Raw genomic sequence first — 22,518 nt, forward strand, 5'->3', positions numbered from 1 at the left:
CTCACGGCACGCGTACGACCTCCTTGATGCCGCGCGCCGCGAGGTACGCGGCGTCGTCCGCCCGCCCCGCCAGGACCACCGCCGGGTGGACACCCTCGGCGCGCAGGGCCATCCACGCGTCGAAGTACGCGCCTCCCGGGCCGGACACGGAGCGGGTGGACGGCGTGCAGTCCAGGACCAGGGCCGTGTCGCGGGGCAGGGCGGGGTGGTGCCCCGCGCGCACCTCGGCGACGGTCTCGGCCAGGGCCGCGGCGATCGGCTTGGTCTCGCCCCGCGCGTCGAACAGGCCCAGGGTGTACTCCAGTTCCGGGTAGTCGGCCAGGGACCGGTCCACGTCGTGGGAGCACCACCAGGTCACGCCCCACAGCCCCTCGCACCCGGCCGCGTTCCGCACGGTCGCCCGGGCGAAGTCCGGGGCGTCGGCCGCCGGGATGTGGGGTTCCGGTGCGCCCGTCTCCTGGACCCAGACCGGGCGGGCCGGGTCCTCGGCGTAGGCCTTGGCGAGTTCCGTGCCGTACTCGGCGAGGTGCCGCACCTGAGGGGAGCGGGGGCCGTAGCGGCGGGCGCAGTCGCCGGAGAACACCCAGGGGTGGACGGTGGTGACATCGCCCTTGCGGGCCGAGGCCTCGGGGGTGAAGGGGTGGTCGTCGCCGTACCAGGCCGCGTCGTAGGCGGAGTGGGTCGCGAGCCGGCCCGGAGGCAGGTGCTCGCGGGTGGCGGCCAGCAGGGTGTCGAGGTAGTGGTCCACCTCGTCCGCGGTCACCGGGTTGTGCTCGACCAGGTTGTTCAGCTCGTTGCCCAGTTGCAGGCCGATGAGGTTGGGACGGCCGGCGAGTGCCCTGCCGAGTGTCCGCATCAGCTCGGCCTGGGCGGCGACGGCCTCCGGGTCGGTGAAGACATTGCGGTGGTGCCAGCTCCGCGTCCACTCCGGGTAGAAGTCGAAGCTGGACAGATGGCCCTGCACACCGTCCACCAGGACGTCGAGACCGGCCTCGGCCGCCAGGTCGACCAGATGTGCGAGCTGGTCCACGGCGGCGGGGCGGATGAGCGTGCGGTTGGGCTGGAGCAGCGGCCACAGGTGGAAGACCCGGACGTGGTCGAGGCCGAGCGCGGCGATCTGGTCCAGGTCCTCCCGGGCGTGCGCCGGGTCGAAGTCGTGCCAGGCGTGGAACCAGCCGCGGCGGGGCGTGTAGTTGACGCCGAAGCGGAGCGTGGGGATGGGATCCTCCTCGGGTCGAGCACCCAGATCCCTTGCTCTGGGTGAATGCATCAATCACCATAGTCGGCGATGGGTAATGAATTGAACCAGGAGCGTCAAGTCGGCTCGGCCTTGGTGGTCGGCCTCGACGCGGGCGGCACGCGGACCCGGGCGGTCCTGGCGACCGCCGCGGACGGACGTCCGCTGGGCGAGGGTTCCGCCGGGCCGGGCAACGCCCTCACCGTCGCGGTGCCGCGGCTCACCGAGCATCTCGCCGAGGCGGTCGGGCAGGCCGTGCCCGAGGCCCTCCGTGCCCGGGTCGTGGCCGTGGCCGGCGGTTTCGCGGGGGCCACGGACGCCTTCGCCGACGAACCGGGGCGGCACAACGCCCTGACCGCCCTGACAGCCGCCCTGCGCCGGCTCGGTATCGACGCCGGGCCGCCCCTCGTCCGCAGCGACATCGAGGCCGCCTTCGCCTCCGCGCCGGGCGCCCCGGCCGACGGCCTCGCCCTGGTCGCCGGCACCGGCGCGGTCGCCCTGCGCGTCACCGGACGCCGCGCGGTCGCCACCGTGGACGGTGACGGCTGGCTCCTCGGCGACGACGGCAGCGGCTTCTGGATCGGCCGCGCCGCGGTACGGGCCGCCCTGCGCATGGCCGACGGAAGGGGTGCCCCGACCGTACTGGCGGCCGCGGTGGGAAGGGAGCTGGGCGTGCCGGAGGAGGTGCTGCCCGGCGGGCCGTCCCTCGCCCCGCCCGGCGGTGTCGTGGTCCGTCCGCTCGGAGAGGACGCCCCCTACGAGGCGGGCGCCGGGGCCGACTCCTTGAGCCCCGCCGGGCACGGCCTCCCGCCCCACGACGAAACCCCCTGGTCCCGCCCCCACCGCGAGGCCTACCGCGGGCACCTGCTCCCTGCCGTCATGGCTCAGCCGCCCGTCCGCCTGGCCCGCCTCGCACCCCTCGTCGTCCGGGCCGCCGGGGACGCCGTCGCCCTCGCCATCCTCGACGAGGCGGCCGACCAGCTCACCGAGACCGTCAGGGCGTTGAAGCCCAGTCCGGGAGAACGGGTCGTGGCCACCGGAGGCCTGCTCGGCCCCGACGGGCCGCTCACCTCACGCCTGGAAGCCCGCCTCCAGACCCTCGGCCTGACCCTCGACTGGGTGCCCGACGGCCGCCGGGGCGCCGTGGCCCTGGCCCGGCTCGCGCACCAGGGCCGTACATGACCGCCGTGTACCGAGACCCCGCCGCCCCGGTCGACGCCCGCGTCGGCGACCTGCTCTCCCGGATGACCCTGCGCGAGAAGGCCGGCCAGCTCAACCAGCGGATGTACGGCTGGGACGCCTACCGCCGCACCCCCGACGGCGGCTTCGAACTCACCGAAGCCCTCCACGCCGAGACCGAGCGCTTCGCCGGACTCGGGGCCCTGTACGGGCTGTTGCGCGCCGACGCCTGGTCGGGCGTCGACCACACCACCGGGTCCGGCGCCGAGGCCGGTGCCGGACTGGCCCACCTCGTCCAGCGGCATGTCGTGGAGCACAGCCGGCTCGGCATTCCGGCCCTGTTCGTCGAGGAGGTGCCGCACGGGCACATGGCTCTCGACGGTACGGTCCTGCCCGTCAACCTGGCCGTGGGCGCCGGGTGGGACCCGGGCCTGTACGAGCGGGCCGCCGCCCACGCCGCCGCCGAACTGCGCGCCAGAGGCGGCCATGTCGCCCTGGTCTCGGCCCTGGACATCGCACGGGACCCGCGCTGGGGCCGGACCGAGGAGTGCTTCGGTGAGGACCCGTACCTGGCCGCCCGGCTCACCGAGGCGCTCGTGCGCGGTATGCAGGGGGAGCCTCTCGGTGAGCCGGACGGGCTCTTCGCCCCGGACAAGGCCCCCGTCGTCCTCAAGCACTTCGCCGGCCAGGGCGCCACCGTCGGCGGCCGCAACTCCGCCGAGTCCGAACTCGGTCTCCGGGAGCTGCACGAGATCCACCTCCCCGCCGCCCACGCCGGGGTCCGGGCCGGAGCCGCCGCCGTCATGGCCGCCTACAACGAGGTCGACGGGATGCCCTGCTGCGGCAACCGCGCCCTGCTCACCGGACTGCTGCGCCACCGCTGGGGTTTCGACGGACTCGTCATGGCGGACGGTCTGGCCGTCGACCGGCTGGCCCGCGTCACCGGCGACAAGGTCTCCGCCGGTGCCCTCGCCCTCGACGCCGGGGTCGACCTCAGCCTGTGGGACGAGGGCTTCACGCACCTGGAGGAGGCGGTCGAGCGGGGGCTGGTGAGCGAGGAGGCCCTGGACCAGGCGGTCGCCCGGGTGCTGCGGCTCAAGTTCCGCCTCGGGCTGTTCGAACAGCCCTACAGCGCGGGCCCGTTCCCTGCCCCCGCCGTGGGACGCGAGCTGAGCACCGCCCTCGCCCGGTCCGCCGTCACCCTGCTCCACAACGACCAGGGCGTGCTGCCCGTATCGAAGGGCTCCCGGATCGCCGTCCTGGGGCCGCACGCCGGCACCGTCGCCCACCAGCTGGGCGACTACACCGCCCCACAACGCCCCGGTACCGGCACCGGCGTCCTCGACGCACTCCGGCGCACCGGCATCGACGTACGCCACGCCAAGGGCTGTGCCCTCACGGGGGACGACCTCTCCGGCATCCCCGAGGCGATCGCGGAGGCCGCCGCGTCCGATCTGGCCGTGCTCGTGCTGGGCGGCAGCAGCGCCCGTGCGCCCGGCACGGGGTTCGACGCCAACGGCGCCGCGCGCACCGTCGTGTCCGAGATGACCTGCGGGGAGGGCGTCGACCTGGCCGGGCTCCGGCTCGGCGCGGCCCAGCACGCCCTGCTCGACGCCGTCACGGCGACCGGCACACCCACCGTCGTCGTCCTGGTCCAGGGCCGCCCGCACGCCGTCCCCGAGGCCGCCGAACGGGCCGCCGCACTGCTCACCGCCTGGTACCCGGGCCCCTGGGGCGGAGAGGCGATCGCGGACGTCCTGCTGGGGCGGGCCGAGCCCGTCGGCCGGCTGCCCGTCTCCGTACCGCGCTCAGCGGGTCAACTGCCCGTCCACTACAACCACAAGGACACCGAGTACGGCGGCTACGCCGACGGCAGCGCCGAGCCGCTCTACGGTTTCGGGCACGGGCTGTCGTACACGAGCTTCGCCTACGGGCCGCCACGGCTGGTGGGGCGGACCGTCGAGGCCGACGTCACCAACACCGGGGAACGGCACGGGCGTACCGTCGCGCAGCTGTATCTGCGCCGACTCGTCACGCCGGTCTGGCCGCGCGCCCTGGAACTCCGGGGATTTCGGGCCGTCGACCTGGAGCCGGGGGAGTGCCGTACGGTCGCCTTCGACCTCGGGCCGGAACAACTGGCGCAGGTGGGCGCCGACCTGGAGACGGCGGTCCTGCCCGGCACGGTCGAGATCCGCGTCGCGGAGTCGGCGCGCCGGGCCCTGACCGCCGTACCGGTCGGGCTGCGGGTCGATCAGAGCTTCACGGCACCGGACGAGACGCCCCTGTAGAACCACCGCTGGGTGATGACGAACAGCACCAGCACCGGGATCACGGAGATCACCGAGCCGGCCATCACCATCCGCTGGTCGTAGCCGAACGACGAGCTCTGCAGCCGGGCGAGACCGAGTGTCAGTGTGAAGTGCTCCTCCGAGCGCAGCACGATCAGCGGCCACAGGAAGTCGTCCCAGGCGCTGATGAAGGTGTTGATGGTGACGACGAGGATCGCGCCGTAGGCGGAGGGCAGATACAGATGGCGGAAGCGTTTCCACTCGCCCGCCCCGTCCAGCATCGCCGCGTCCTCGATCTCGCGCGGCACGGCGAGGAACGCGGCCCGCATGATGAGGACGTTGATCGCGGCGACGAAGCCGGGCAGCCAGACACCGGCCAGATGGTCGACCAGGCCCATGTCCCGGATGCTGAGGAACAGCGACACCATGATCGACTCGAAGGGGAACATCATGGACGCCATCAGCACCACCCAGACCAGCTTGCGGCCCTTCCAGCCGGGCTTGGAGAGCATGTAGCCGGCCAGGGTGGAGAAGACGAGCTGGCTGGTGACGGACAGCGCGACGATCACCATGCTGTTCCCGATGTACGTCCACACCGGCACCTGGTCGAAGATCTCGCGGTAGGCCCGCAGGGTCGGGTGGTGGGGGATCAGCGAGGCACCGGCGCCGAAGACGTCCTCGCCCGCGCCCTTGAGGGACGACAGCAGCTGCCACAGCAGCGGGCCGACGGTGATGAAGAGGACGAACACCAGCAGCAGATAGCGGACGACCAGTTCGCGCGGTCGGCCGTAGTCCCGCCAGCGGGGCATCAGACGTCGGCGCTTGTCGACGGCGGTCGTCATGCCTCGTCCTCCTTCGTCAGGCGCTGGGCGAGCAGCGTGAGGCCCAGGGTCAGGGCGAACAGGGCGACGCTGACGGCGGCGCCGTAGCCGGCGTTGCCGGTGAGCGGGTCGAGGCCGACGTCGCGGATGTAGAAGGGCAGCGTGCGGTCCGCGCCGCCGGGGCCGCCGGTGGAACCGCCCAGCATGTAGATCTCCGTGAAGACCCTGAGGGAGCCGATACCGGTCAGGGTGCCGACCAGCATCATCGAGGTGCGGACGCCTGGCACGGTGACGTGCCAGAAGCGGCGCACGACACCCGCGCCGTCCACGGCCGCCGCCTCGTGCAGCTCCTTGGGGACGTTCCCCAGGGCGGCCAGGTAGAAGATCATGTACCAGCCGAGGCCCTTCCAGAGCGTCAGCCCCATCGCCGACAGCAGGATCAGCCACGAGTCCGACAGGAACGGGATGGCGTCCCGGATGATGTGGGCCTGCTGCAGCCAGGTGTTGACCAGCCCCTGGTCGCTCAGCAGCCACTGCCAGCTCAGGCCCACGACCACGCTGGAGGCGAGCACCGGCGTGTAGAAGGCGGAGCGGAAGAAGCCGATGCCCGGCAGGTTCTTCTCCACCAGGATCGCGAGCAGCAGCGGCAGCAGCACCATCAGCGGGACGACGATCAGCGCGTACAGCAGGCTGTTGCGGGTGGCCAGCCAGAAGTCCGGATCGCCCAGCATCCGGCGGTAGTTGTCCAGGCCGACGAGGTTGTACGCCCCGCCGAGCGGCTTGGCGTCGGTGAAGGAGACGACGACCGTGTTGAGGAACGGGAAGACCCCGAACACGGTCGCGCCGATGATCGCCGGGGCCATCCACAGCCAGGGCAGCCACCAGCGGCGGTGGAGCGCCGCGCCCCCCGCGTCGGCGCTCGGGCCGGGCGTCACGAAGCGGAGGGCACGGCGCAGGGGCCCCGGCGGCCGGGAGGGGGAGGCGCCGCCGGGGCGTCGGGCGCCCGCACCCGGGGGAGCGGGGACGGGCGCCTGGTGGACGGTCGGTTGCGTCATCCTCAGCTGCCCTGCTCGATGAGCTGGTCGGCCTTGGACTGGGCGTCCTTCAGAGCGTCCTCGGCGCTCTTCTTGCCCTGCATGGCGAGCTGGATCTGGGCCGAGATGGCGTTCAGCTCACCGGGCGTCAGGGCGATCTCGTCGGCCGTGGCGGTCTTGCGGTCACTGGCGACGATCTTGCGGGCCTCGGCGAAGGGGTCGTCGCCCTTGACCGACTGGAAGAACGGGTCGTTCAAGGAGGCCGTGGTGGAGGGGAAGATGACGACGTTCGGGTCCTTGGCCCAGGCGAGCTGGTTCTCGGCGTTCGTCAGGAACCGTGCGAAGGACAGCGCGGTGGAGGCGTTCTTGCTGGTGGACGCGACCCCGACGTACTGCGGGGCGCCGACGGTGTGGCCGAGGGCGTCGAGCATGAACGGGGCGACACCGGTCTTCTTGTAGACGCTCGGGTTGTTCTGCTGGATGAACCGCAGGAAGTTGGGGTTGGTGGGGCCGTAGACCAGCTTGCCCTGGCCGTAGACGTTGGCCGGGTCCTGCGTGGAGGACAGGGAGTCCCTCGGCATGCCACCGGCCTTGTACAGCTTGGTCATGGCCTCGACCCACTGGGCCGTCTTCGGGTCGTCGGCGAAGGTGAACTTCTTGCCGTCGGCCGAGAGGATCTCTATGCCCATCTGCTGCCAGTCGGCCGGGATGCGCAGCTGCGGGTTGGCGAGGAACGCGTAGTACTTGCCGCCGGAGGCCTTGGCCACCTTCTGCGCGTCGTCGAACAGGCCGAGCACGGTCGTCGGAGGTTTGGCGGGGTCCAGGCCCGCCCTCTTCATCAGGTCGGTGTTGAAGGTCTGCACGATGCCGCCGGAGTACCAGGGCAGCACGCTGTGCACCTTCTTGCCGTCCGCGTCGGCGTACATGCTGGACTTCCACAGCGCGGGGGCGAACGGCTTGCCCGCGTCCGGGGCCTTGTCGTCCAGGTTCAGCAGGTAGCCGTTCTTCGTCAGCGCCACCGCCGTGTTGACGTTGATGTTCACCACGTCCGGCAGGGTGCAGCCCTGGGCGTCGGCGACCAGGCGCTGGGTGAAGGTGGCGTCGCCCGGGTCGTCGATCCAGTTGACCTCGGTACCGGGGTGCGCCTTCTCGAAGGCGTCGATGACGCCGTTGAAGTACTTCCCGAAGTCCTTCTTCAGGTTGGTGGTCTGGAACGTGATCTTTCCCTTGACCTCGCCGGAGAGCTTGCCGGAACCGACGTTGCCCTTGTCGACCTTGCAGCCGCCGGCCGTGGCGTCACCGCCGTCGGAACCGCCGCCGGACAGGCCGCAGCCGGCGGCCGTCAGGGTCAGGACGACCAGACAGGTCAGGGATCCGGTGAGTCTTCTTGCGCGCATTGCTGCCCTCCTGGGACCAGTCGTCGCTGGATCGAGTCGCTGGATCAAATCACCAAGTCGGACTTCGATTGATGAAAATGTGGACCAGAATTCATCGGAGGTCAATGGTTTTGCTCAGTGGCGGTGTTCGTGGTCCTGGTGCGTGGGGTCGCCGGGGTGTTCGTAGCCCTCGGCGTACTCGACGTCCGCGCGGGCCTCGTCGAGCCAGGTGAAGAAGGCGCGGTGGGCTGCGGCTTGGCGTAGTTCGTGTTCGATGCCGTGGCGGACGTGCCGGTACGGATGGATGTCCGTGGGAGCCGGTCCGTCGTAGGGGTCGACGCCGCGTCGCAGGGCGTCGGGGGTGAGGAAGCGGTCCTGGTTGCGGGTGTAGTAGTCCTGTACGGCCGTTTCCGGGATGTCCTGTTCGCGTGCCAGGTCGGCGAGCAGGGCTCGGGCGGCGGGGGAGTGGGTGAGGGTCGCGGCGATGATGCTGCCGAGGGTGGCGACGTCGGGGTCGGGGACGTTCGGCAGGTGTGTCGGGAGGGCGCTGGGCGGTGGGGGGAGGCCGCGTTCCGCGCAGGTGCGGCGGGCGAGTTCGTCGGCGATGACCACCTGGGTCGCCCAGCGCCGTTGTTGGCGGTGCCGTCTTGCTTGTGCCGCTGCGTCGTGGCTGGTCGCGCAGTTCCCCGCGCCCCCAAAGGGCGATGTACCGCCCCCGCTCAGGAATGCGGCCACGCGTTCCTTCGGGATCGTCTCACCCCGGACGCGCGCCGCGTGATCCCCCGTCATGGCGTCACCACCAGCTCCACCGCCCTCGTGTACGCCACGCGGCCGTGCCAGGCCACTTTCGCCAGCAGCCAGTACGAACCCGGTGGGATCGCCGTGCCGTCCACCTCGATCACGGACTCGGTCTGCTCCCCGCCCGGCACCGTGAAGCCCTGGCAGCCCGGGGCGACTCCCGGCCACGTGCCCCAGGAGGAGACGGCCCAGAGGGTGCCGTTGACGGGGCCCTGGGTGGGGTTTCGCAGGGTCATGGGGACGCGGGCCCGTTCTCCCCGGCGGACGGTCACCCGCTCGGCTCCCAGATCCGCCACCAGAGTCGGGCCGGTGTGCCCCGCCGCCACGTCCAGGGCCACCACGTCCTCGTACGTCTGGCCGCCGTAGGACAGCCGCGCGGCGAGCCAGTGGCGGCCGGGGGCGGGGTCCGGGGGCGGGGTCACCGTGATGTCGGTGAGGGTGAAGCCGCCGGGGGCGAGGGCGTAAGGGAGTTCGGCGGGTTCGGTGGTCCAGCCGGGTGGGGTCTCGAAGGTCACCGTGCCCGATACGGGGGTGTCGGTGAGTTCGGAGGAGACGCGGACGGTCGCGGTGACCGGGGCGTCGGCGGTGAGGCTGCTGGGGGAGAGGTAGACCGCGACGGGCATGTTGCCGCGTGGGGCGGGGCCGGAGTTGTGGAGCCAGTAGCGGGTGGCGACCGGCTGGGCGGGCTCGTGGGCGTCGATGCCCGGCCCGGTCGCGAGGTCCGGCGCGTGGGCCGGGGTGGCCAGGATCGTCGCGACCTCGAAGCCGGACAGCTCGACCCCCAAGGCGCCGTCCCCGTCCGGGACGAGGGGTTCCCCGGGCGTCTCCAGGACATCGGCGCGGGCACCCGCCGACCAGGGCACCGGGCCGGACAGCCGGGCCAGCGCCGGGCGTCCGTCGGCCTCGTGCGCGCGGACGACGACGCCCCGCCCCGGATCCACGGGCGCCGCACCGCCCCGGGCCAGCGGGGAGCCGGCCGGCTTGAGTGCGTCGAGCAGTACCCCGCCGTCGGATTCCAGTCCCAGCAGAGCGACTTCCCTCGGGAGGGCGCCGGAGGAGCGCCGGAGCCGGGCCGTCAGCGGGCGGTTGTACGCGTGCCCGGCCTGGGGCAGGCGCAGTTCGCGCCAGTCGCCCGGGCCCGCGACGACGGCGTACTCGAAGGTGTGCGACCAGCGCTGGAGCTGGAACCCCGACCCGTCGGGGGCGGTCCGGCGCGGTGGGTCGATCCAGATGCCGGACGGCCAGCCGGTGCAGGAGCGCATCAGGGACATGTAGAGGTCCCCGGAGGAGGTGACCACACAGCCGGGCGTGCCACGGTTGAGGACGGCGAAGCCGCGCCCGTCCCAGGCGTCACCGGGCGGGAGAGCCTCGCCGCCACCGGCTGCCGTCGCCGTCACCGTGAAGTCGTCCAGGTCGGCGACGATCGCGTCGACCGCCTTGGCGTCGTCCTCCGGGCGGGCACCCGCCACCACGAGCAGCGGCAGACGTTCCAGGTCGCGCAGGTCGGCCCCGGGGACCCACTCCTCGCGCAGCGAGGCGCGCGGCGCGACCCAGACGGCGGCCACACCCCGCTCGGCGAGCTGGCGCCTGAGTTCCCGCCCGGCCGCCGGGTCCCAGCCGAGCGCCTCGGCGACCACGGTGTTGCGGTCGGGGCCGCCGACGGCGATCCGGATGTCGGGGAGGTTGGAGTCGACCTCCAGGTCGCCGTAGCGGGGCCCGCCCGCGATGGTCGAGGTCGCCGTGACCCCGGCCCGGACCAGGGCCGCCGCGAGCGGGGCACCGAGCTCGCCCGCCGTGTCCCAGTCGGAGTAGACGAGTTCGGCGACGCCGATCGAGCGGTGTCCGAGAAGCGTGCCGGAGTCGTCGTGCACGGCGACCCGGGCGGTGGAGCCCAGGCCGAACCAGGTGTTCGCCGGGTTGTCCAGCGTCCAGGGGAACCGCTCGCTGTCCACCTCCACGAACCCGAACCCGCGCCCGATCACCGCGTCGGCCACCTCGTGCACCGGCAGCCCGCCCCGTACGTCCGAGGGCCAGCGCACCCGGATCAGCCGGTCGGCGCCGTCGTAACCGTCGACGGTCGTGGTGACGTCGAGCCGGTCGACGCCCTGCCACAGCGTCAGGCGCTGGGTGCAGCGGAAGAGCCCGAGGTCGGCGGTGACGGTGATCCGGGAACCGGCCGCTGAGCGCTCGGCGCGCACCTCGGCGGTCACGTCCCGGCCGCGGGCGGCGGTCGTGCCGGTCGGGGTGAGGTGCCAGGGGCCCTCGCCGAAGCGCGGGTGCCTCGGGTACTCCTCCTGGACGACGATCTCGTTGCCGATGTCCCCGGGCCGCAGCAGCTCCCGGCCGCCCTCGGACAGGGCGCGCAGACTGCTGACGCCACCGCCGCGTGCCGGGTCGACCGTCACCTCGTAGAACTCGTTGCGGATGGTGAGGCCTTCGGCGGGTTCCCATCCGGGGACCGTCCCCTCGGTGAGCGGGAGCGCCTTGAGGCCCATGCCGGGTGCCTCCGGGACGACGATGTGCAGACGGCCGTCCTCGCGGACCGCGGGGAGCCCCCGGGGGACGAGCCCCGGGTCGTCGACCGTCAGCACGTCCCGCCGCGTCCAGGTCGCGGAGTTGAAGACGACCAGGTCGGGGCCGTCGCCGGGGGCGACCTGGTCGGCCAGGGCCTGGGTGGCGTCGGCGTGCACGCTCACGGCCAGGTCGTGCAGCTCCCGCCAGCCGGTCATCAGGTCGATGTACACCTGATCCGACTCCGAGCCGGTGATGGCGTCGTGGTGGGCGCCGTAGACGAGCTGCCGCCAGGCCTTGTCCAGGGCGGCGTCCGGATAGGGGTGCCCGGTGACGAGGGAGGCGAGCGTCGCCCAGGCCTCGGCGTCGGCGAGCAGCGACTCGCCGTGGCGCTGAGCCTGCTTGGTGTCGATGTAGGAGACGTCCTTGCCGGTGTAGACGGGGTTCATGTCGCGGGTCTGGGGAGAGGCCTTGCGGCCCTCCGCCTCCAGCTCCGCGCGGACGGCGGCGAAGAAGTCCCGGGGAACCGCGCTGATGAACCGCGGCCACACGTACCGGGCGTTCCAGTCGCGGTGGATGTCCATGACCCAGCGGCACGGCGGCGCGTAGTCCCCGCCCACCGGCAGCAGCACGTTGCGGGTGAGCGCGACCTGCTTGAGCCGCTGGAACAGCCGGTACGCGGCGGCGTTCGCCTCCGGCAGGGTGGGCGCGTTGTCGATCGCCCAGCCGGCGCCGTAGTGGTTGACCATGTACGCGGTCAGCAGGCCGCGCCCCGACGGGGCGATCCAGTCGAACTCGGCCGGGAACTGCATCCGGCCCGGGTCCCTCGGCTCCTCGCCGAACACCGACAGCGTCGGCCCCCACTGGTGGAACGGCCCGCGCGCCCACGAACTGGAGCTGACCCCGGCGTCCGCCATCAGCCCCGGGAACTGCGGGTCGTGCCCGAAGGCGTCCAGCTGCCAGGCCGTCTCGGGCGAGGCCCCGATGATCCCCCGCTGGAAGCCGTCGCCGTACAGGGCGTTGCGCACGGTCGCCTCGGCGCCGGTGAGGTTGGTGTTGGGCTCGTTGTAGGTGCCGCCCATGATCTCGACGCGGCCGGTGCGGATCAGCTGCCGCAGGAAGGCGCGCTCCTCCGGGAAGGAGTCCCAGTAGGGCTTGAGATAGTCGACCTCGGCGAGCACGAAGGTGTAGGCCGGGTCGCGGCGGGCCAGGTCGCAGTGGGCCCTCACCAGGCTCATGCCGGACTGGCCGCGCGAGTCGAAGGTGCGGGCGGGCAGTCCGCTCGTCGCCGGGTCGTCGGCGACGTCCCAGGTCTCGGTGTAGGCGCCCTGGGTGTTCCACCAGACGGGGTCGTAGTGGAAGTGGCTGACCATGAACATGGTCCAGCCGGGTTCGGCCGCCGTGAACGCGCCGGTGCGGGTGGTGACCTCGTCCCCGTCCGTGGCGGTGACGGTGATCTCGCGGCGGTCGCCGGGGACCAGGTCCTCGCCGGTCACGGGTATCTCGGCCCGTACGGTGCCGTCCTCGCCGACGGTGGTCTCCGCGGTGCCGGTGAGGCCCGGGCCGCCGACGGTGAGCCGGACCGTCCGGCCCGGGGCGTGGCTCAGCTCGACGGCCACCACCTGGCGCGGCTGCTCGGTGGTCCCGGCGAAGAGCTCGGTCGACTCGACAGAGGTGACACGCATGGGGCTCCTACGAGTGCTCTGGGGGAGCCCCATCCTGCACGGCAGGAATGATTCAAACAACCATCTTCACGTCAACTTGGTGGTTCATCCATGCACCCTCGGCCGGATTCACTTGGTCCGGCGGGACTTCACCGCGTGCTGCGGGGTGATGTGGTCGGTCAGTGCCAGCGAGGCGCTCGCCCGCTGGTAGGTGAGCTGGGCGACCCGGACGTAGAGGCAGTCCACGAGCATCAGCACGGAGTGCCGGCTGCTGATGCTCTCCGCCCGGAAGCTGGTCTCCGAGGAGGACGGGATGAGCCGGATGTCGGCGGACCTGGACAGCGGCGAGCGCGGGTCGGTGGTCAGGGCGATGGTGGTGGCGCCGCGCTCCTTGGCCATCTCGAACGGTTCGAGGGTCTCGCGGGTCGTCCCGGAGTGGGAGATGCCGATGGCCACGTCCGCCGGGGTGAGCAGGGCCGCCGAGGTGGCGGCCGCGTGCACTTCGGTCCAGGCGCGGACCGAGCAGCCGATGCGGAACAGCCGGGTCTCCGTCTCCTGGGTCACCGCGCCACTGCCGCCGACGCCGTAGACGTCGATGCGCCGCGCACGGGCCAGGGCCTGGGCCGCGCGTTCGAGCGCGTCGAGATCGATCCGGTCGATGGTCTGCTGGATGGCCCGCAGGTCCGCCGTACCGACGACCTGCACGACCCGCTCCAGACTGTCGTCCGGCGAGATGTCCGGACCGATCTCGGCGGTCCCCCAGTCGGACACCTCGCCCCGGCCGCGCTCCTGGGCCAGTTCGATCAGCAGGTGCTGGTACGAGTCCAGCCCGATGGCACGGCAGAAGCGGGTCACGGTCGCCTGGGAGGTGCCGGTGCGGCGGCCCAGCTCGGCGGCCGAGCAGTGGGTGACGGCGGCCGGATCCTCCAGGATCAGCTCGCCGACCTTCCGCAGGGAGCCCGCCAGCCGGGGCAGCTCGGTGCGGATCAGTGTGGTGACGTCCGTGGGAGGCATGGGGAGAAGGTATCAGCCACCCTTCCTCGCATGACTTGAATACCAGGACCCGATATGGTTTGTAGATTCATCGATTGAGAAAGTATAGGGTGGTTCAATCCATCAGTGGGGAGTGTGTCGCGTGTCCGTCGAGTCTGTGAGCGCCCAGGGGTTCGCGCGGGAGAGCCTCGCCGTCCTCCAGCAGGTCATCGAGTCCGCCCGCGACGAGGTGGCCGCCGCCGCCGACCTGGTCGCCGAGTGCGTCCGCGCGGACGGCGTCGTCCACGCCTTCGGCACGGGCCACTCGCAGGCCCTCGTCCTCGAACTCGCCGGCCGCGCCGGCGGACTGGTCCCCACCAACCGGCTGAGCATCGCCGACCTCGTCCTCTACGGCGGCGAGGACCCGGCCGTCCTCGACGACCCGCTCCTCGAACGGCGGGCCGGGGTGGCCCGGCGGATCTACGACCTCGCCGCCCCGAACCCCCAGGACCTGTTCGTCGTCATCTCCAACTCCGGCGTCAACAACGTCATCGTGGAGATGGCCCTGCACGCCAAGGAACACGGCCACCGCGTCCTGGCCCTCACCTCCCTCACCCACACCCGGGCCGTCCCCGCCGCCCATCCCAGCGGGCGGAAGCTGGCCGACATCGCCGACGTCGTCCTCGACAACGCGGCCCCGCGCGGCGACTCCCTGCTCGAACTCCCCGGCGGCGGCTCGGTCTGCGCCCTCTCCACGCTCACCGGCGTGATGCTGGTCCAGATGACGGTGGCCGAGGCCGCCGGACGTCTCCTCGCCGCCGGCGAACGCCCCCCGGTCTACGTCTCGGCGAACGTGCCCGGCGGCTTCGAGGGCAACCTGGAGCTGGAGAAGAGGTACGCGGGCCGGATCCGCCGCACCGCGAGCTGAACCGGACCGTACGGAACGGCCGGGGCCTCGATGAGGGGCCCCGGCCGTCCGCATCTCACTTCACCGGTACGGGCGTCAGCGCCACGGCCAGCGGATACGCGCCGGTCGTCAGCGGCGTCCCGACGGCACCCGACTCCGTGTCGACGGGTACCAGGGCGCCCGCGTCGGCGGTGGTGACGTACGCCCTGCCGCCGTTCCAGTCCAGGGCGACGTCGAAAGCGGACCTGCCGACCGTCACCGCCTTGCCGGGGGCGCCGGTGACCGTGTCGACGGGCGTCACGGTGTCGCCGGTGCTGGGGCTGACCCACAGGGTCCGGCCGTCAGGCGACAGGGCGAGACCGTAGGCCTGGCCGGAGACCAGCAGGGTGGGCTCGGTGTCGTTCGTGGCGGTGTCGATCGGAGTGACCGTGGAGCCGCCGGAGTTGGACACGTACACCGTCTTCCCGTCCGGAGCGGCCACGATGTTGAACGGGCTCGGACCGACAGGGACGGCGGCTGCGGCCTTGCGGGTGGTCAGGTCGACCGGGGTGACCGTGTTGTCCTTGATGTTGGGCACGTAGAGCGTCCGGCCGTCGGGTGTGATCGCCAGGTTCTCCGGCCCGTTGCCGACCTGGACGGGTGCCCCGGGGGTGAGGGAGGCCGTGTCCACGGGCTGGACCGTGCCGTCCCCGTAGTTGGCGACCCACAGGGTGCGGCCGTCCGGAGTGAGCGCGAGTCCGGCGGGGACCTTGCCGACGGGGACCGTGGCGGTGACCTTCCCCTGCGCCACGTCGATCACACTGACCGTGTTCGAACCCTGGTTGGCCGCGTAGGCGGTACGTCCGTCCGCACTCGTCACCACCTCGCCGGGGTTGGCGCCCACGGCGATGTTCGTGGTCTTCTTCGAGGACAGGTCGACGGAACTGACCGATGCCCCGCTGAAGTTGGCCGTCAGCGCTCTCGACGTGCCCGTGCCGTCGGTGATCTGGACCGGGAGCGCACGGTCGAGCACGCCCTCGCCCGCCACCCCGACGGACCGCACCCCGGCGCTCGCGTTCTCCCCGGCCGTGACGGTGACCGTCGCCGACGCGCTGCCCCCGGCCGGGACCGTCGCCGTGCCCTCGGCGGGCGAGACGGCCACGCCGTCGGGGGCCGTCAGCTTCCATGTCACCGTCCGGTCGGCGGTGGCGGCCTTGTCGGAGAAGGAGAGCGTGATCTTCGCGGAACCGCCCGGCTTCAGGCTGACGGAACCGGGCACGAACGCCGCGTTCACACCCGGGTCGGGCGCGTTCTCGATCATCGCCGTGTAGAGGAACTGGTCCATCACGCCCGGCGAGACCTGCTGGGGGATCGCGTCCAGCTCCTTGCGCCGGTCCCTCAGCCGGTTCCAGTACGTGGCGACCGCGTCGGAGTCACCGCGTTTACCGGCCAGCAGCAGGTCCACGGCCGTGCGGCCCGCGCTGCCGTAGCGGCCCAGCTTGTCCAGCCAGGCCGAGGTCTCCTCCAGGAACCCCGGGTTGTCGAGCCGGGCCCGGAGTTCACGGGGCGTGGCGGCCATGTCGCCGAAGTACGACCGGAGCGCGGCGGCGGCACGGTCGAGGCCAGAGTCGTCGTCGTACGCCTTGCGGAACGCGGCGATGAGGGCGCTCAGCGTCGGGGACTCGGTCGGGTCGAGCTGGGACGAGTAGTTGTTCTCGGCGAAGATCCGCAGCCACTTGGCGGCTCCGGCACTGGCTCCGGCTCCGGATCCGGTTCCGGCGAGGTCGCGGACCGAGGCGAGGAAGGCGGCCCGGGGGTCGTAGGCGTCCGGGTTCCACAGATAGGCGGCGGAGGTGAACAGGGCGATCCGGCTCGCCTGGCCCTGCACCATCGGGTTGGCGGTCACCCCGGTCGCCGCCTTCGCCACGCCGGGCTCGCGGCCGGTGTAGGGGCCGAGCAGGAGGCGGCTGGTGACGTAGTCGTTCACCGGGTAGTTGTCCCAGACCAGGATCGGATGGCCATAGACCTCACGGGCCTTGGCGACCTGGTCGGCGGTGATGGTGGGCGCGATCACGCCGACACCGGTCCACTCCACGACCACCGACGGGTCCAGTTTCTCCCGCAGCGCCTTCTTGTAGGGGGAGTCGGCGAGGTCGGAGTACTCGGTGGGAACCATCTCCAGGGGGTGCAGGCCGGGGTGGCCGGCCGAGAACGCCTTCCAGACCTCGTTGAGCAGATGCGCCTGCGCCGCCCCGGCCGCACCGCCGCCCGTGCCGAACTCCTTCGCGTCGGCCTCGCAGTTCCACTTCGCGTAGCTGATGTCGTCCAGCGGGATCGCGAAGGAGCGCACGCCGATGGCGTACAGCGAGTCGAACTTGCGGGTGAGCGCGTCGATGTCGGCTTCCGAGGAGTAGCAGACGGACAGCCCCGGGGAGAGGGCGTAGGTGAAGCGGACGTGGTTGGCGTCGGCCCGGTCGACGAGTTCCTTCAACTGCCGCAGTTCGGCGGCCGGATACTCGTCGCGCCACTGCGCGCGCAGGTAGGGGTCGTCCTTCGGGGAGTAGACGTAGACGTTCTGCTTGGTGCGGCCGTAGAAGTCGAGCTGGCTCAGCCGCTCGGTGTGGGACCAGGGAGTGCCGTAGAAACCCTCGATCACTCCGCGCAGCGCGGCCGCGGGCCAATCCCGGACGGTCACCACGGGCACGGTCCTCGTGACCAGTTGGCGCAGGGTCTGGGCCGCGTAGAAGGTGCCGGTGCGGTCGGTGCCGGACAGGGCGAGGAGGGTGCGGCCGTCCTCGCGGCCGGAGGCGAGGACGTAGCCGCCGGAGGGCAGTCCGGCGGGGGAGGGGGCCTTGAGGTGCTTCAGGGCCGAGGCGGTCGCGGTGTTCTCCTTCGGGCCGCCGATGAAGACGGTGAAACCGGCCTTCGCGGGCGGCTCGGCGGCCGTCACGATCCGTTTGGCTCCGGCGTCGCGCAGGACGGTCTCGACGACCTGCCGGGCCGACGGATCGGTCTCACGCCCGACGACCGCCACGACCCGCTCGGGGACCGTGAGCCGGCCGGGCCCCGTGTGCATGCTCTGCGGCCGAGGCCAGACCTGGGGCGGGGCGGCGACTTTCGGGGGCTCGTCCGGTGCGGCGGCCGAAGGCGGCACCTGCGCGAGCGTGAGGCCCAGTGCCAGCAGCAGCGCGGCGCCGGGCAGTCTGAGACGACTGGCTGGGAACACGGATTCTCCTTCCCGGGGAGGGATGAAGGGAGAGGTGAATGGAGCCACCGAGTGATGCTAGAGATGCTGAATCAAGCAATCAATGGGCCGTCGGAGATCGTCTCCGCCCGGGGCATTGACGCCGCCCTCCCGGACTCGCACACTGGCGTGACTACGTAGTCAAGCCAGCCTCTCCGGGCTCGATGCCGCAACTGACTACGTAGTCCATGACCGTGGCCACACCCTGGGAGCCCTGATGACGACGACCGGAGCCGAAGGCGGACGTCGCCGTCGTGGTCCCGGCATGACCGAGGTCGCACGGGCCGCCGGGGTGTCGCAGAAGACCGTCTCCCGGGTCGTCAACGGCGAGCCGCATGTCAGCCCGGAGGTGCGCGATCGCGTCCTGAGGGTCATCCGCGAACTGGACTACCGTCCCAACACCGCGGCCCGGGCCCTGCTCCTCGGCCGCTACCGGCGGATCGGCGTGGTCTCCCTGGGCAGTTCGCTCTACGGCCCCTCGACCCTGCTCATCGCCCTGGAGCGCGCGATGCAGCGCGCCGGGTACTCCGTCGCCCTGGCCAGCACCCTGGAGGGGCAGAAGGTCTCGGTCGCCGTGGACGCGCTGCTGGAGCAGGGGGTGGACGGGATCGTGCTGTCCGAGCCCATCGACGACGGCGTGCCGCTCAGGCTCAGCGCCGATGTTCCGGTGGTCAGCGTCGGTGAGGGCGTGGAACTCGCCCAGGGCACCTGTGCCGTGGTCGGCGGCGACGGCACCGCGGCCGCCCGGCTCGCCACCGAGCATCTGCTGTCCCTGGGGCACCGCACCGTCTGGCACCTGCCCGGCCCGCAGGACTGGTGGGCCGCACGTGACCGTCTGCGCGGCTGGCGCGAGGCCCTCGCCGCCGCCGGCGCGCCCGAGCCGCCCCTGCCGTCACCCGGAGACTGGAGCCCGGCCTCCGGGTACGCCGCCGGACGGCAGCTCGCCGGACTCTCCGATGTGACGGCCGTGTTCGCCGCCAACGACGACATGGCCATCGGCGCCCTGCGCGCGTTCGCCGACGCGGGCCGCGCCGTCCCCGGTGACGTGAGCGTCGTCGGCTACGACGACATACCCGCCGCCGCCTATCTCTCCCCGCCGCTGACCACCGTCCGGCAGAACTTCGCCGCCGTCGCCGACCGCGCCGTCGACGTACTGATCGCCCTCATCGAGGGCCGCCCCGCACCGGCCGAACCCGCCGACCAGGCGGTCGAGCTGACCGTACGGGCCTCCACCGGCCCGATACGCGATCCGGGCCCCGCGCTTCCCCGCCCGTAGCCGCACCGCACCACGTGAGGAGTCACGTGTGTACACCCCACCGTTCCCTGCCCCTCCGACCCGCCGCGCCCTGCTGCGCGGAGCCCTCGGCCTCGGTACGGCCGCCGCACTCTCCGCCTGCGGGCAGGGCGATACGACGCCCCGCACCTCCGGCGACGTCACCCTCTCCCTGTGGACCCACGACCCGGGCTACGAGGCGTTCTTCGTGAAGGGCGTCCCGGAGGCCGACCGGGCCACCGACTTCCGCTACCACCTGAAGGTCACCCGCTCCGGACCCCCGGACATCGTCACCAAGCTGCTCGCCCAGGCCGTCGCCGGACGCGGCACACCCGACCTGGTGGGCTTCGAGATCGGCAGCTTCCCGCGCATGCTGCGGGGCGACATCGCCGAGCGGCTGCTGCACGACTTCGCGCCCGACATCGCGGCCGTGCCCGGTCTGAAGGACGACCTGCTGCCCGCCCGTACCGCGCCCTTCAGCAGGGACGGCCAGGTCTACGCCTTCGACTCGGACACCCCGATGGTCGTCTATTTCTACCGCGAGGACCTCTTCGACGAGTACGGGCTCCTGCGAGGCGACCAGACCTGGGAGGAGTTCGCCGAGGCCGGTGCCCGGGTGTACCGCGACCACAACGCGTCGATGTGCGTCGTCTCCACGGTGGGCAGCGACCCGGGCCAGGTCGTGCAGTCCTTCCAGATGCTGCTCTACCAGCGCGGCGGGGCGTTCTTCGACGCGGACGGGCAGCTGCTCCTGGACTCGCCGGAGGCCGAGGAGGTGCTGCGCTTCCTCTGCGAGGGGCTGCGCAGCGGGTTCGTCATCGACGTGGCCGACTACTACGGGGCCGCGATGCAGACCGCGCTGAAGAGCGGCCGGGTCATCGGTCTGCCCATGGCCATCTGGTACAAGAACTACGGACTGGTGGCCAACGTGCCCGAGCAGAAGGGCAAGTGGCGCGTGCGTGCCCTGCCCCGGTTCGGCGGAGGCGGCGGGCTGACCGCCGCGCTCGGCGGCACCGGGTTCGGTGTCGTCAAGGACAAGGCCAACACCCGGGCCGCCACGGAGTTCCTCTTCAAGACGTGGCTCACCCATGACGGGCAGGTGCGGCGGTTCACCGAGACCGGTTATCTGCCCACGCGGCGGTCCGTGTACGAGGATCCGCGCCTGGGGGCGTACGAGGACGAGTTCTGCGGTGGGCAGCGGCTGTTCGGGCTGTATCGCTCGTTGCTGCCGGATGTGCCGGCGTTCCATCAGAGTCCGGACCAGTCGATTCTCTACGACGTTCTCGCGGGGAATCTGTTGCGCGCCTATCGCGGCAGCTTGACGCCGCGGCAGGCCTTGAAGCAGACCGCTGCGGATTTTCGTGACCAGGCCGGGCGGTAGTTCGGGTGCGGCGCCGTTGGGGCTTGTCGCGCAGTTCCCCGCGCCCCTTGGGGCCTGCTGCCGAACTCGGCGGATCAGGAGAAACTCACCATGACCACCACCGTTGCCGGGTCGCCCGGCACCGCCCGTGCGCACAGCGCCCCGGGCCGGAAAGTAAGCCGCCCCCGCGGCACCTGGGCGCCCTACCTCTTCATCTCCCCCTTCTATCTCCTCTACGTCCTGTTCATGCTGGTCCCCGTCGGCGTATCGGTGTGGCTGAGCCTCACCGAGTGGGTCGGGCTGGGCACCCCGCACTGGGTCGGGCTGCGGAACTACCGGCTGCTCGCCACCGACATCAGCTTCCACCGGGCGCTCGGGAACACCGCCGTCTTCGTGCTGGTCGCGGTCTGTGTCATCGTGCCGCTGGCGCTGCTGATCGCCCAGGCGCTCAACGCCAAGGGCCTCAGGGCACGTGACCTGTGGCGGACCGCCTACTTCGTGCCGGTCGTCGTCTCCCCGATCCTCGTCGCCCTGGTCTTCGGCCTGATCTTCGACCGGCAGTTCGGGCTGGCGAACGCGGTGCTGCGGGCCCTGTTCGGCACCGGCGGAGTCGACTGGCTCGGTGATCCGACCATGGCCAAGGTGAGCATCGCCCTGGTCATGCTGTGGCGCTGGACCGGCTATCTCACCGTCTTCTTCCTCGCCGGGCTGCAGAACGTGCCCCGGGAGCTGTACGAGGCCGCCGCGATCGACGGGGCCGGACGGCTGCGCACCTTCACCACCGTCACCCTGCCGGCGCTGAAGCCGGTGACGGCGTTCGTCGTCGTCACGTCCTTCATCGGCGCGGCCCAGATCTTCGAGGAGCCGTATCTGCTGACCGGCGGCGGACCGGCCGAGTCGACCCTCTCGGTGACCATGTTCATCTACCGGGCCGCCTTCCAGCGCCAGCAGTTCGGCTACGCGGCGGCCGCCGCCGTCGTCCTCTTCGTCCTCGTCTTCGGCCTCAGCCGGCTCGTCAACCGTGTCCTCGGCATCGGGAGGGCCACCTCATGACACGCGCCCGACTGCCCCTCTACGGCGTCCTGGTCCTGCTGTTCCTGGGCTTCCTCGCGCCGCTGCTGTGGGCGCTGAGCGGCTCGTTCAAGCCGCGTGGCGAGATCTTCGGTTACCCGCCGAAGCTCGTCCCCGACCCGTTCACCCTGGACAACTACCGCACCCTGCTCACCGAGCAGCCCTTCGGCCGCTGGTTCCTGATGAGCACGGTGGTCGCCGTCGTCGCCACCACCGTGTCCGTCTTCGTCTGCGCGCTCGCCGGCTACGGCTTCGCCAAGTTCCGCTTCGCCGGGAAGCGGCTGCTGTTCAACGTCATGTTCAGCTCGCTGTCGATACCGTTCGCGGTGGTTCTCGTGCCGCTGTTCGTGATCCTCGTGAAGACCGGGCTGGGCAGCCCGTGGTTCGCGCTGATCGTGCCGTGGGTGGCGCCCGCGTTCGGGATCTTCATGATGCAGCAGTACATCGTGCAGTCGATTCCGGACTCGGTGCTGGAGGCCGCCCGGATCGACGGGGCGAGCGAGTTCGGCATCTTCCGCACCATCGTCCTGCCGCTGCTGCGGCCCTCGCTGGGCGCCCTGGCCGTCTGGCAGTTCCTGCAGAGCTACAACAGCTTCCTGTGGCCGCTGGTGCTGGTCTCCGACAGCTCCCAGTACACCCTGCCGCTGGGCCTGCAGACCCTGTTCGTGTCGGAGCAACGGCAGTACGACCTCGTGCTCGCCGGAGCCGTCCTCGCCGTCCTGCCCGCCGTCGCCCTCTTCGTACTGCTGCGCAAACAGCTCCTCGAAGGCCTGTCCACGGGCGCCGTAAAGGGCTGACCGCCCA

The 22,518-nt window shown here is 71.7% G+C and carries 15 protein-coding genes; 7 read left to right on the forward strand and 8 right to left on the reverse strand.

Annotation, left to right across the window (positions count from 1 at the left end):
• Position 1: 1 nt before the first annotated feature.
• Positions 2–1,270, reverse strand: a complete 1,269-nt coding sequence (locus ACFZBT_RS37625) for a glycosyl hydrolase (RefSeq protein WP_391113958.1) — start codon at positions 1,268–1,270, stop codon at positions 2–4.
• An 18-nt stretch (positions 1,271–1,288) separates the two neighbouring features.
• On the opposite strand from ACFZBT_RS37625, the gene ACFZBT_RS37630 reads away from it, so the two are divergent.
• Both ACFZBT_RS37630 and ACFZBT_RS37635 read left to right on the forward strand, forming a co-directional pair.
• The gene (locus ACFZBT_RS37630; protein WP_391113961.1) at positions 1,289–2,419 is read left to right on the forward strand and encodes a BadF/BadG/BcrA/BcrD ATPase family protein; all 1,131 of its coding nucleotides are present in this window, start codon (positions 1,289–1,291) and stop codon (positions 2,417–2,419) included.
• Positions 2,416–4,704, forward strand: a complete 2,289-nt coding sequence (locus ACFZBT_RS37635; protein ID WP_391113964.1) for a glycoside hydrolase family 3 N-terminal domain-containing protein — start codon at positions 2,416–2,418, stop codon at positions 4,702–4,704. The genes ACFZBT_RS37630 and ACFZBT_RS37635 overlap by 4 nt, the downstream gene beginning before the upstream one ends.
• On the opposite strand, the gene ACFZBT_RS37640 is transcribed toward ACFZBT_RS37635, so the two are convergent.
• The 6 genes from ACFZBT_RS37640 to ACFZBT_RS37665 all read right to left on the reverse strand — a co-directional run bounded on the left by ACFZBT_RS37640 (position 4,668) and on the right by ACFZBT_RS37665 (position 13,922).
• A complete protein-coding gene (locus ACFZBT_RS37640) occupies positions 4,668–5,546 on the reverse strand; it encodes an ABC transporter permease subunit (protein ID WP_391113967.1) in 879 nt (292 codons plus the stop codon). The genes ACFZBT_RS37635 and ACFZBT_RS37640 overlap by 37 nt on opposite strands.
• Complete coding sequence (locus ACFZBT_RS37645) at positions 5,543–6,580, reverse strand: ABC transporter permease subunit (protein WP_391113971.1); 1,038 nt, start codon at positions 6,578–6,580, stop codon at positions 5,543–5,545. Before ACFZBT_RS37645 ends, ACFZBT_RS37640 begins: the two co-directional genes overlap by 4 nt.
• A 2-nt stretch (positions 6,581–6,582) precedes the next feature.
• Positions 6,583–7,956 (reverse strand): extracellular solute-binding protein, encoded by a 1,374-nt coding sequence (locus ACFZBT_RS37650; protein WP_391113974.1) that lies wholly within the window; start codon positions 7,954–7,956, stop codon positions 6,583–6,585.
• Positions 7,957–8,070: 114 nt separating this feature from the next.
• Entirely contained in the window at positions 8,071–8,670 is a 600-nt protein-coding gene (locus tag ACFZBT_RS37655) for a peptidyl-prolyl cis-trans isomerase (protein WP_391113977.1), read from the reverse strand.
• A gap of 50 nt (positions 8,671–8,720) precedes the next feature.
• Entirely contained in the window at positions 8,721–12,929 is a 4,209-nt protein-coding gene (locus tag ACFZBT_RS37660) for an NEW3 domain-containing protein (protein WP_391113980.1), read from the reverse strand.
• Between the two features lie 108 nt (positions 12,930–13,037).
• The gene (locus tag ACFZBT_RS37665; protein WP_189721595.1) at positions 13,038–13,922 is read right to left on the reverse strand and encodes a MurR/RpiR family transcriptional regulator; all 885 of its coding nucleotides are present in this window, start codon (positions 13,920–13,922) and stop codon (positions 13,038–13,040) included.
• A gap of 121 nt (positions 13,923–14,043) precedes the next feature.
• Between ACFZBT_RS37665 and ACFZBT_RS37670 the strand changes: the two genes are divergently transcribed.
• Positions 14,044–14,808 carry a sugar isomerase domain-containing protein gene (locus ACFZBT_RS37670; protein ID WP_391113985.1) on the forward strand — a complete coding sequence of 255 codons (765 nt, stop codon included), beginning with the start codon at positions 14,044–14,046 and terminating at the stop codon, positions 14,806–14,808.
• 55 nt (positions 14,809–14,863) lie between these two features.
• Here ACFZBT_RS37670 and ACFZBT_RS37675 read toward each other — a convergent pair whose 3' ends face one another.
• Positions 14,864–17,992 carry a beta-N-acetylglucosaminidase domain-containing protein gene (locus tag ACFZBT_RS37675; protein ID WP_391113989.1) on the reverse strand — a complete coding sequence of 1,043 codons (3,129 nt, stop codon included), beginning with the start codon at positions 17,990–17,992 and terminating at the stop codon, positions 14,864–14,866.
• Between the two features lie 235 nt (positions 17,993–18,227).
• Here ACFZBT_RS37675 and ACFZBT_RS37680 point away from each other — a divergent pair, with 235 nt between their 5' ends.
• From ACFZBT_RS37680 to ACFZBT_RS37695, 4 genes are all read left to right on the forward strand, one after another.
• Entirely contained in the window at positions 18,228–19,286 is a 1,059-nt protein-coding gene (locus ACFZBT_RS37680) for a substrate-binding domain-containing protein (RefSeq protein ID WP_391113992.1), read from the forward strand.
• A gap of 28 nt (positions 19,287–19,314) precedes the next feature.
• Positions 19,315–20,664 carry an extracellular solute-binding protein gene (locus ACFZBT_RS37685; RefSeq protein WP_391113995.1) on the forward strand — a complete coding sequence of 450 codons (1,350 nt, stop codon included), beginning with the start codon at positions 19,315–19,317 and terminating at the stop codon, positions 20,662–20,664.
• A gap of 90 nt (positions 20,665–20,754) precedes the next feature.
• Positions 20,755–21,696: an ABC transporter permease subunit gene (locus ACFZBT_RS37690; protein WP_391113998.1), complete on the forward strand. Its 942-nt coding sequence runs from the start codon at positions 20,755–20,757 to the stop codon at positions 21,694–21,696.
• Positions 21,693–22,511 carry an ABC transporter permease subunit gene (locus tag ACFZBT_RS37695; protein WP_391114001.1) on the forward strand — a complete coding sequence of 273 codons (819 nt, stop codon included), beginning with the start codon at positions 21,693–21,695 and terminating at the stop codon, positions 22,509–22,511. The genes ACFZBT_RS37690 and ACFZBT_RS37695 overlap by 4 nt, the downstream gene beginning before the upstream one ends.
• Positions 22,512–22,518 lie beyond the last annotated feature (7 nt).

It is taken from the genome of Streptomyces sp. NPDC008137, assembly GCF_042957035.1.
In the GTDB taxonomy this organism is placed as follows: domain Bacteria; phylum Actinomycetota; class Actinomycetes; order Streptomycetales; family Streptomycetaceae; genus Streptomyces.

Excerpts from the sequence above, each read along its gene's own strand:
- ACFZBT_RS37625 (WP_391113958.1), bottom strand. The coding sequence starts at position 1,270 with ATGCATTCACCCAGAGCAAGGGATCTGGGTGCTCGACCCGAGGAGGAT.
- ACFZBT_RS37630 (WP_391113961.1), top strand. The coding sequence starts at position 1,289 with ATGGGTAATGAATTGAACCAGGAGCGTCAAGTCGGCTCGGCCTTGGTG.
- ACFZBT_RS37635 (WP_391113964.1), top strand. The coding sequence starts at position 2,416 with ATGACCGCCGTGTACCGAGACCCCGCCGCCCCGGTCGACGCCCGCGTC.
- ACFZBT_RS37640 (WP_391113967.1), bottom strand. The coding sequence starts at position 5,546 with ATGACGACCGCCGTCGACAAGCGCCGACGTCTGATGCCCCGCTGGCGG.
- ACFZBT_RS37645 (WP_391113971.1), bottom strand. The coding sequence starts at position 6,580 with ATGACGCAACCGACCGTCCACCAGGCGCCCGTCCCCGCTCCCCCGGGT.
- ACFZBT_RS37650 (WP_391113974.1), bottom strand. The coding sequence starts at position 7,956 with ATGCGCGCAAGAAGACTCACCGGATCCCTGACCTGTCTGGTCGTCCTG.
- ACFZBT_RS37660 (WP_391113980.1), bottom strand. The coding sequence starts at position 12,929 with ATGCGTGTCACCTCTGTCGAGTCGACCGAGCTCTTCGCCGGGACCACC.
- ACFZBT_RS37665 (WP_189721595.1), bottom strand. The coding sequence starts at position 13,922 with ATGCCTCCCACGGACGTCACCACACTGATCCGCACCGAGCTGCCCCGG.
- ACFZBT_RS37680 (WP_391113992.1), top strand. The coding sequence starts at position 18,228 with ATGACGACGACCGGAGCCGAAGGCGGACGTCGCCGTCGTGGTCCCGGC.
- ACFZBT_RS37690 (WP_391113998.1), top strand. The coding sequence starts at position 20,755 with ATGACCACCACCGTTGCCGGGTCGCCCGGCACCGCCCGTGCGCACAGC.
- ACFZBT_RS37695 (WP_391114001.1), top strand. The coding sequence starts at position 21,693 with ATGACACGCGCCCGACTGCCCCTCTACGGCGTCCTGGTCCTGCTGTTC.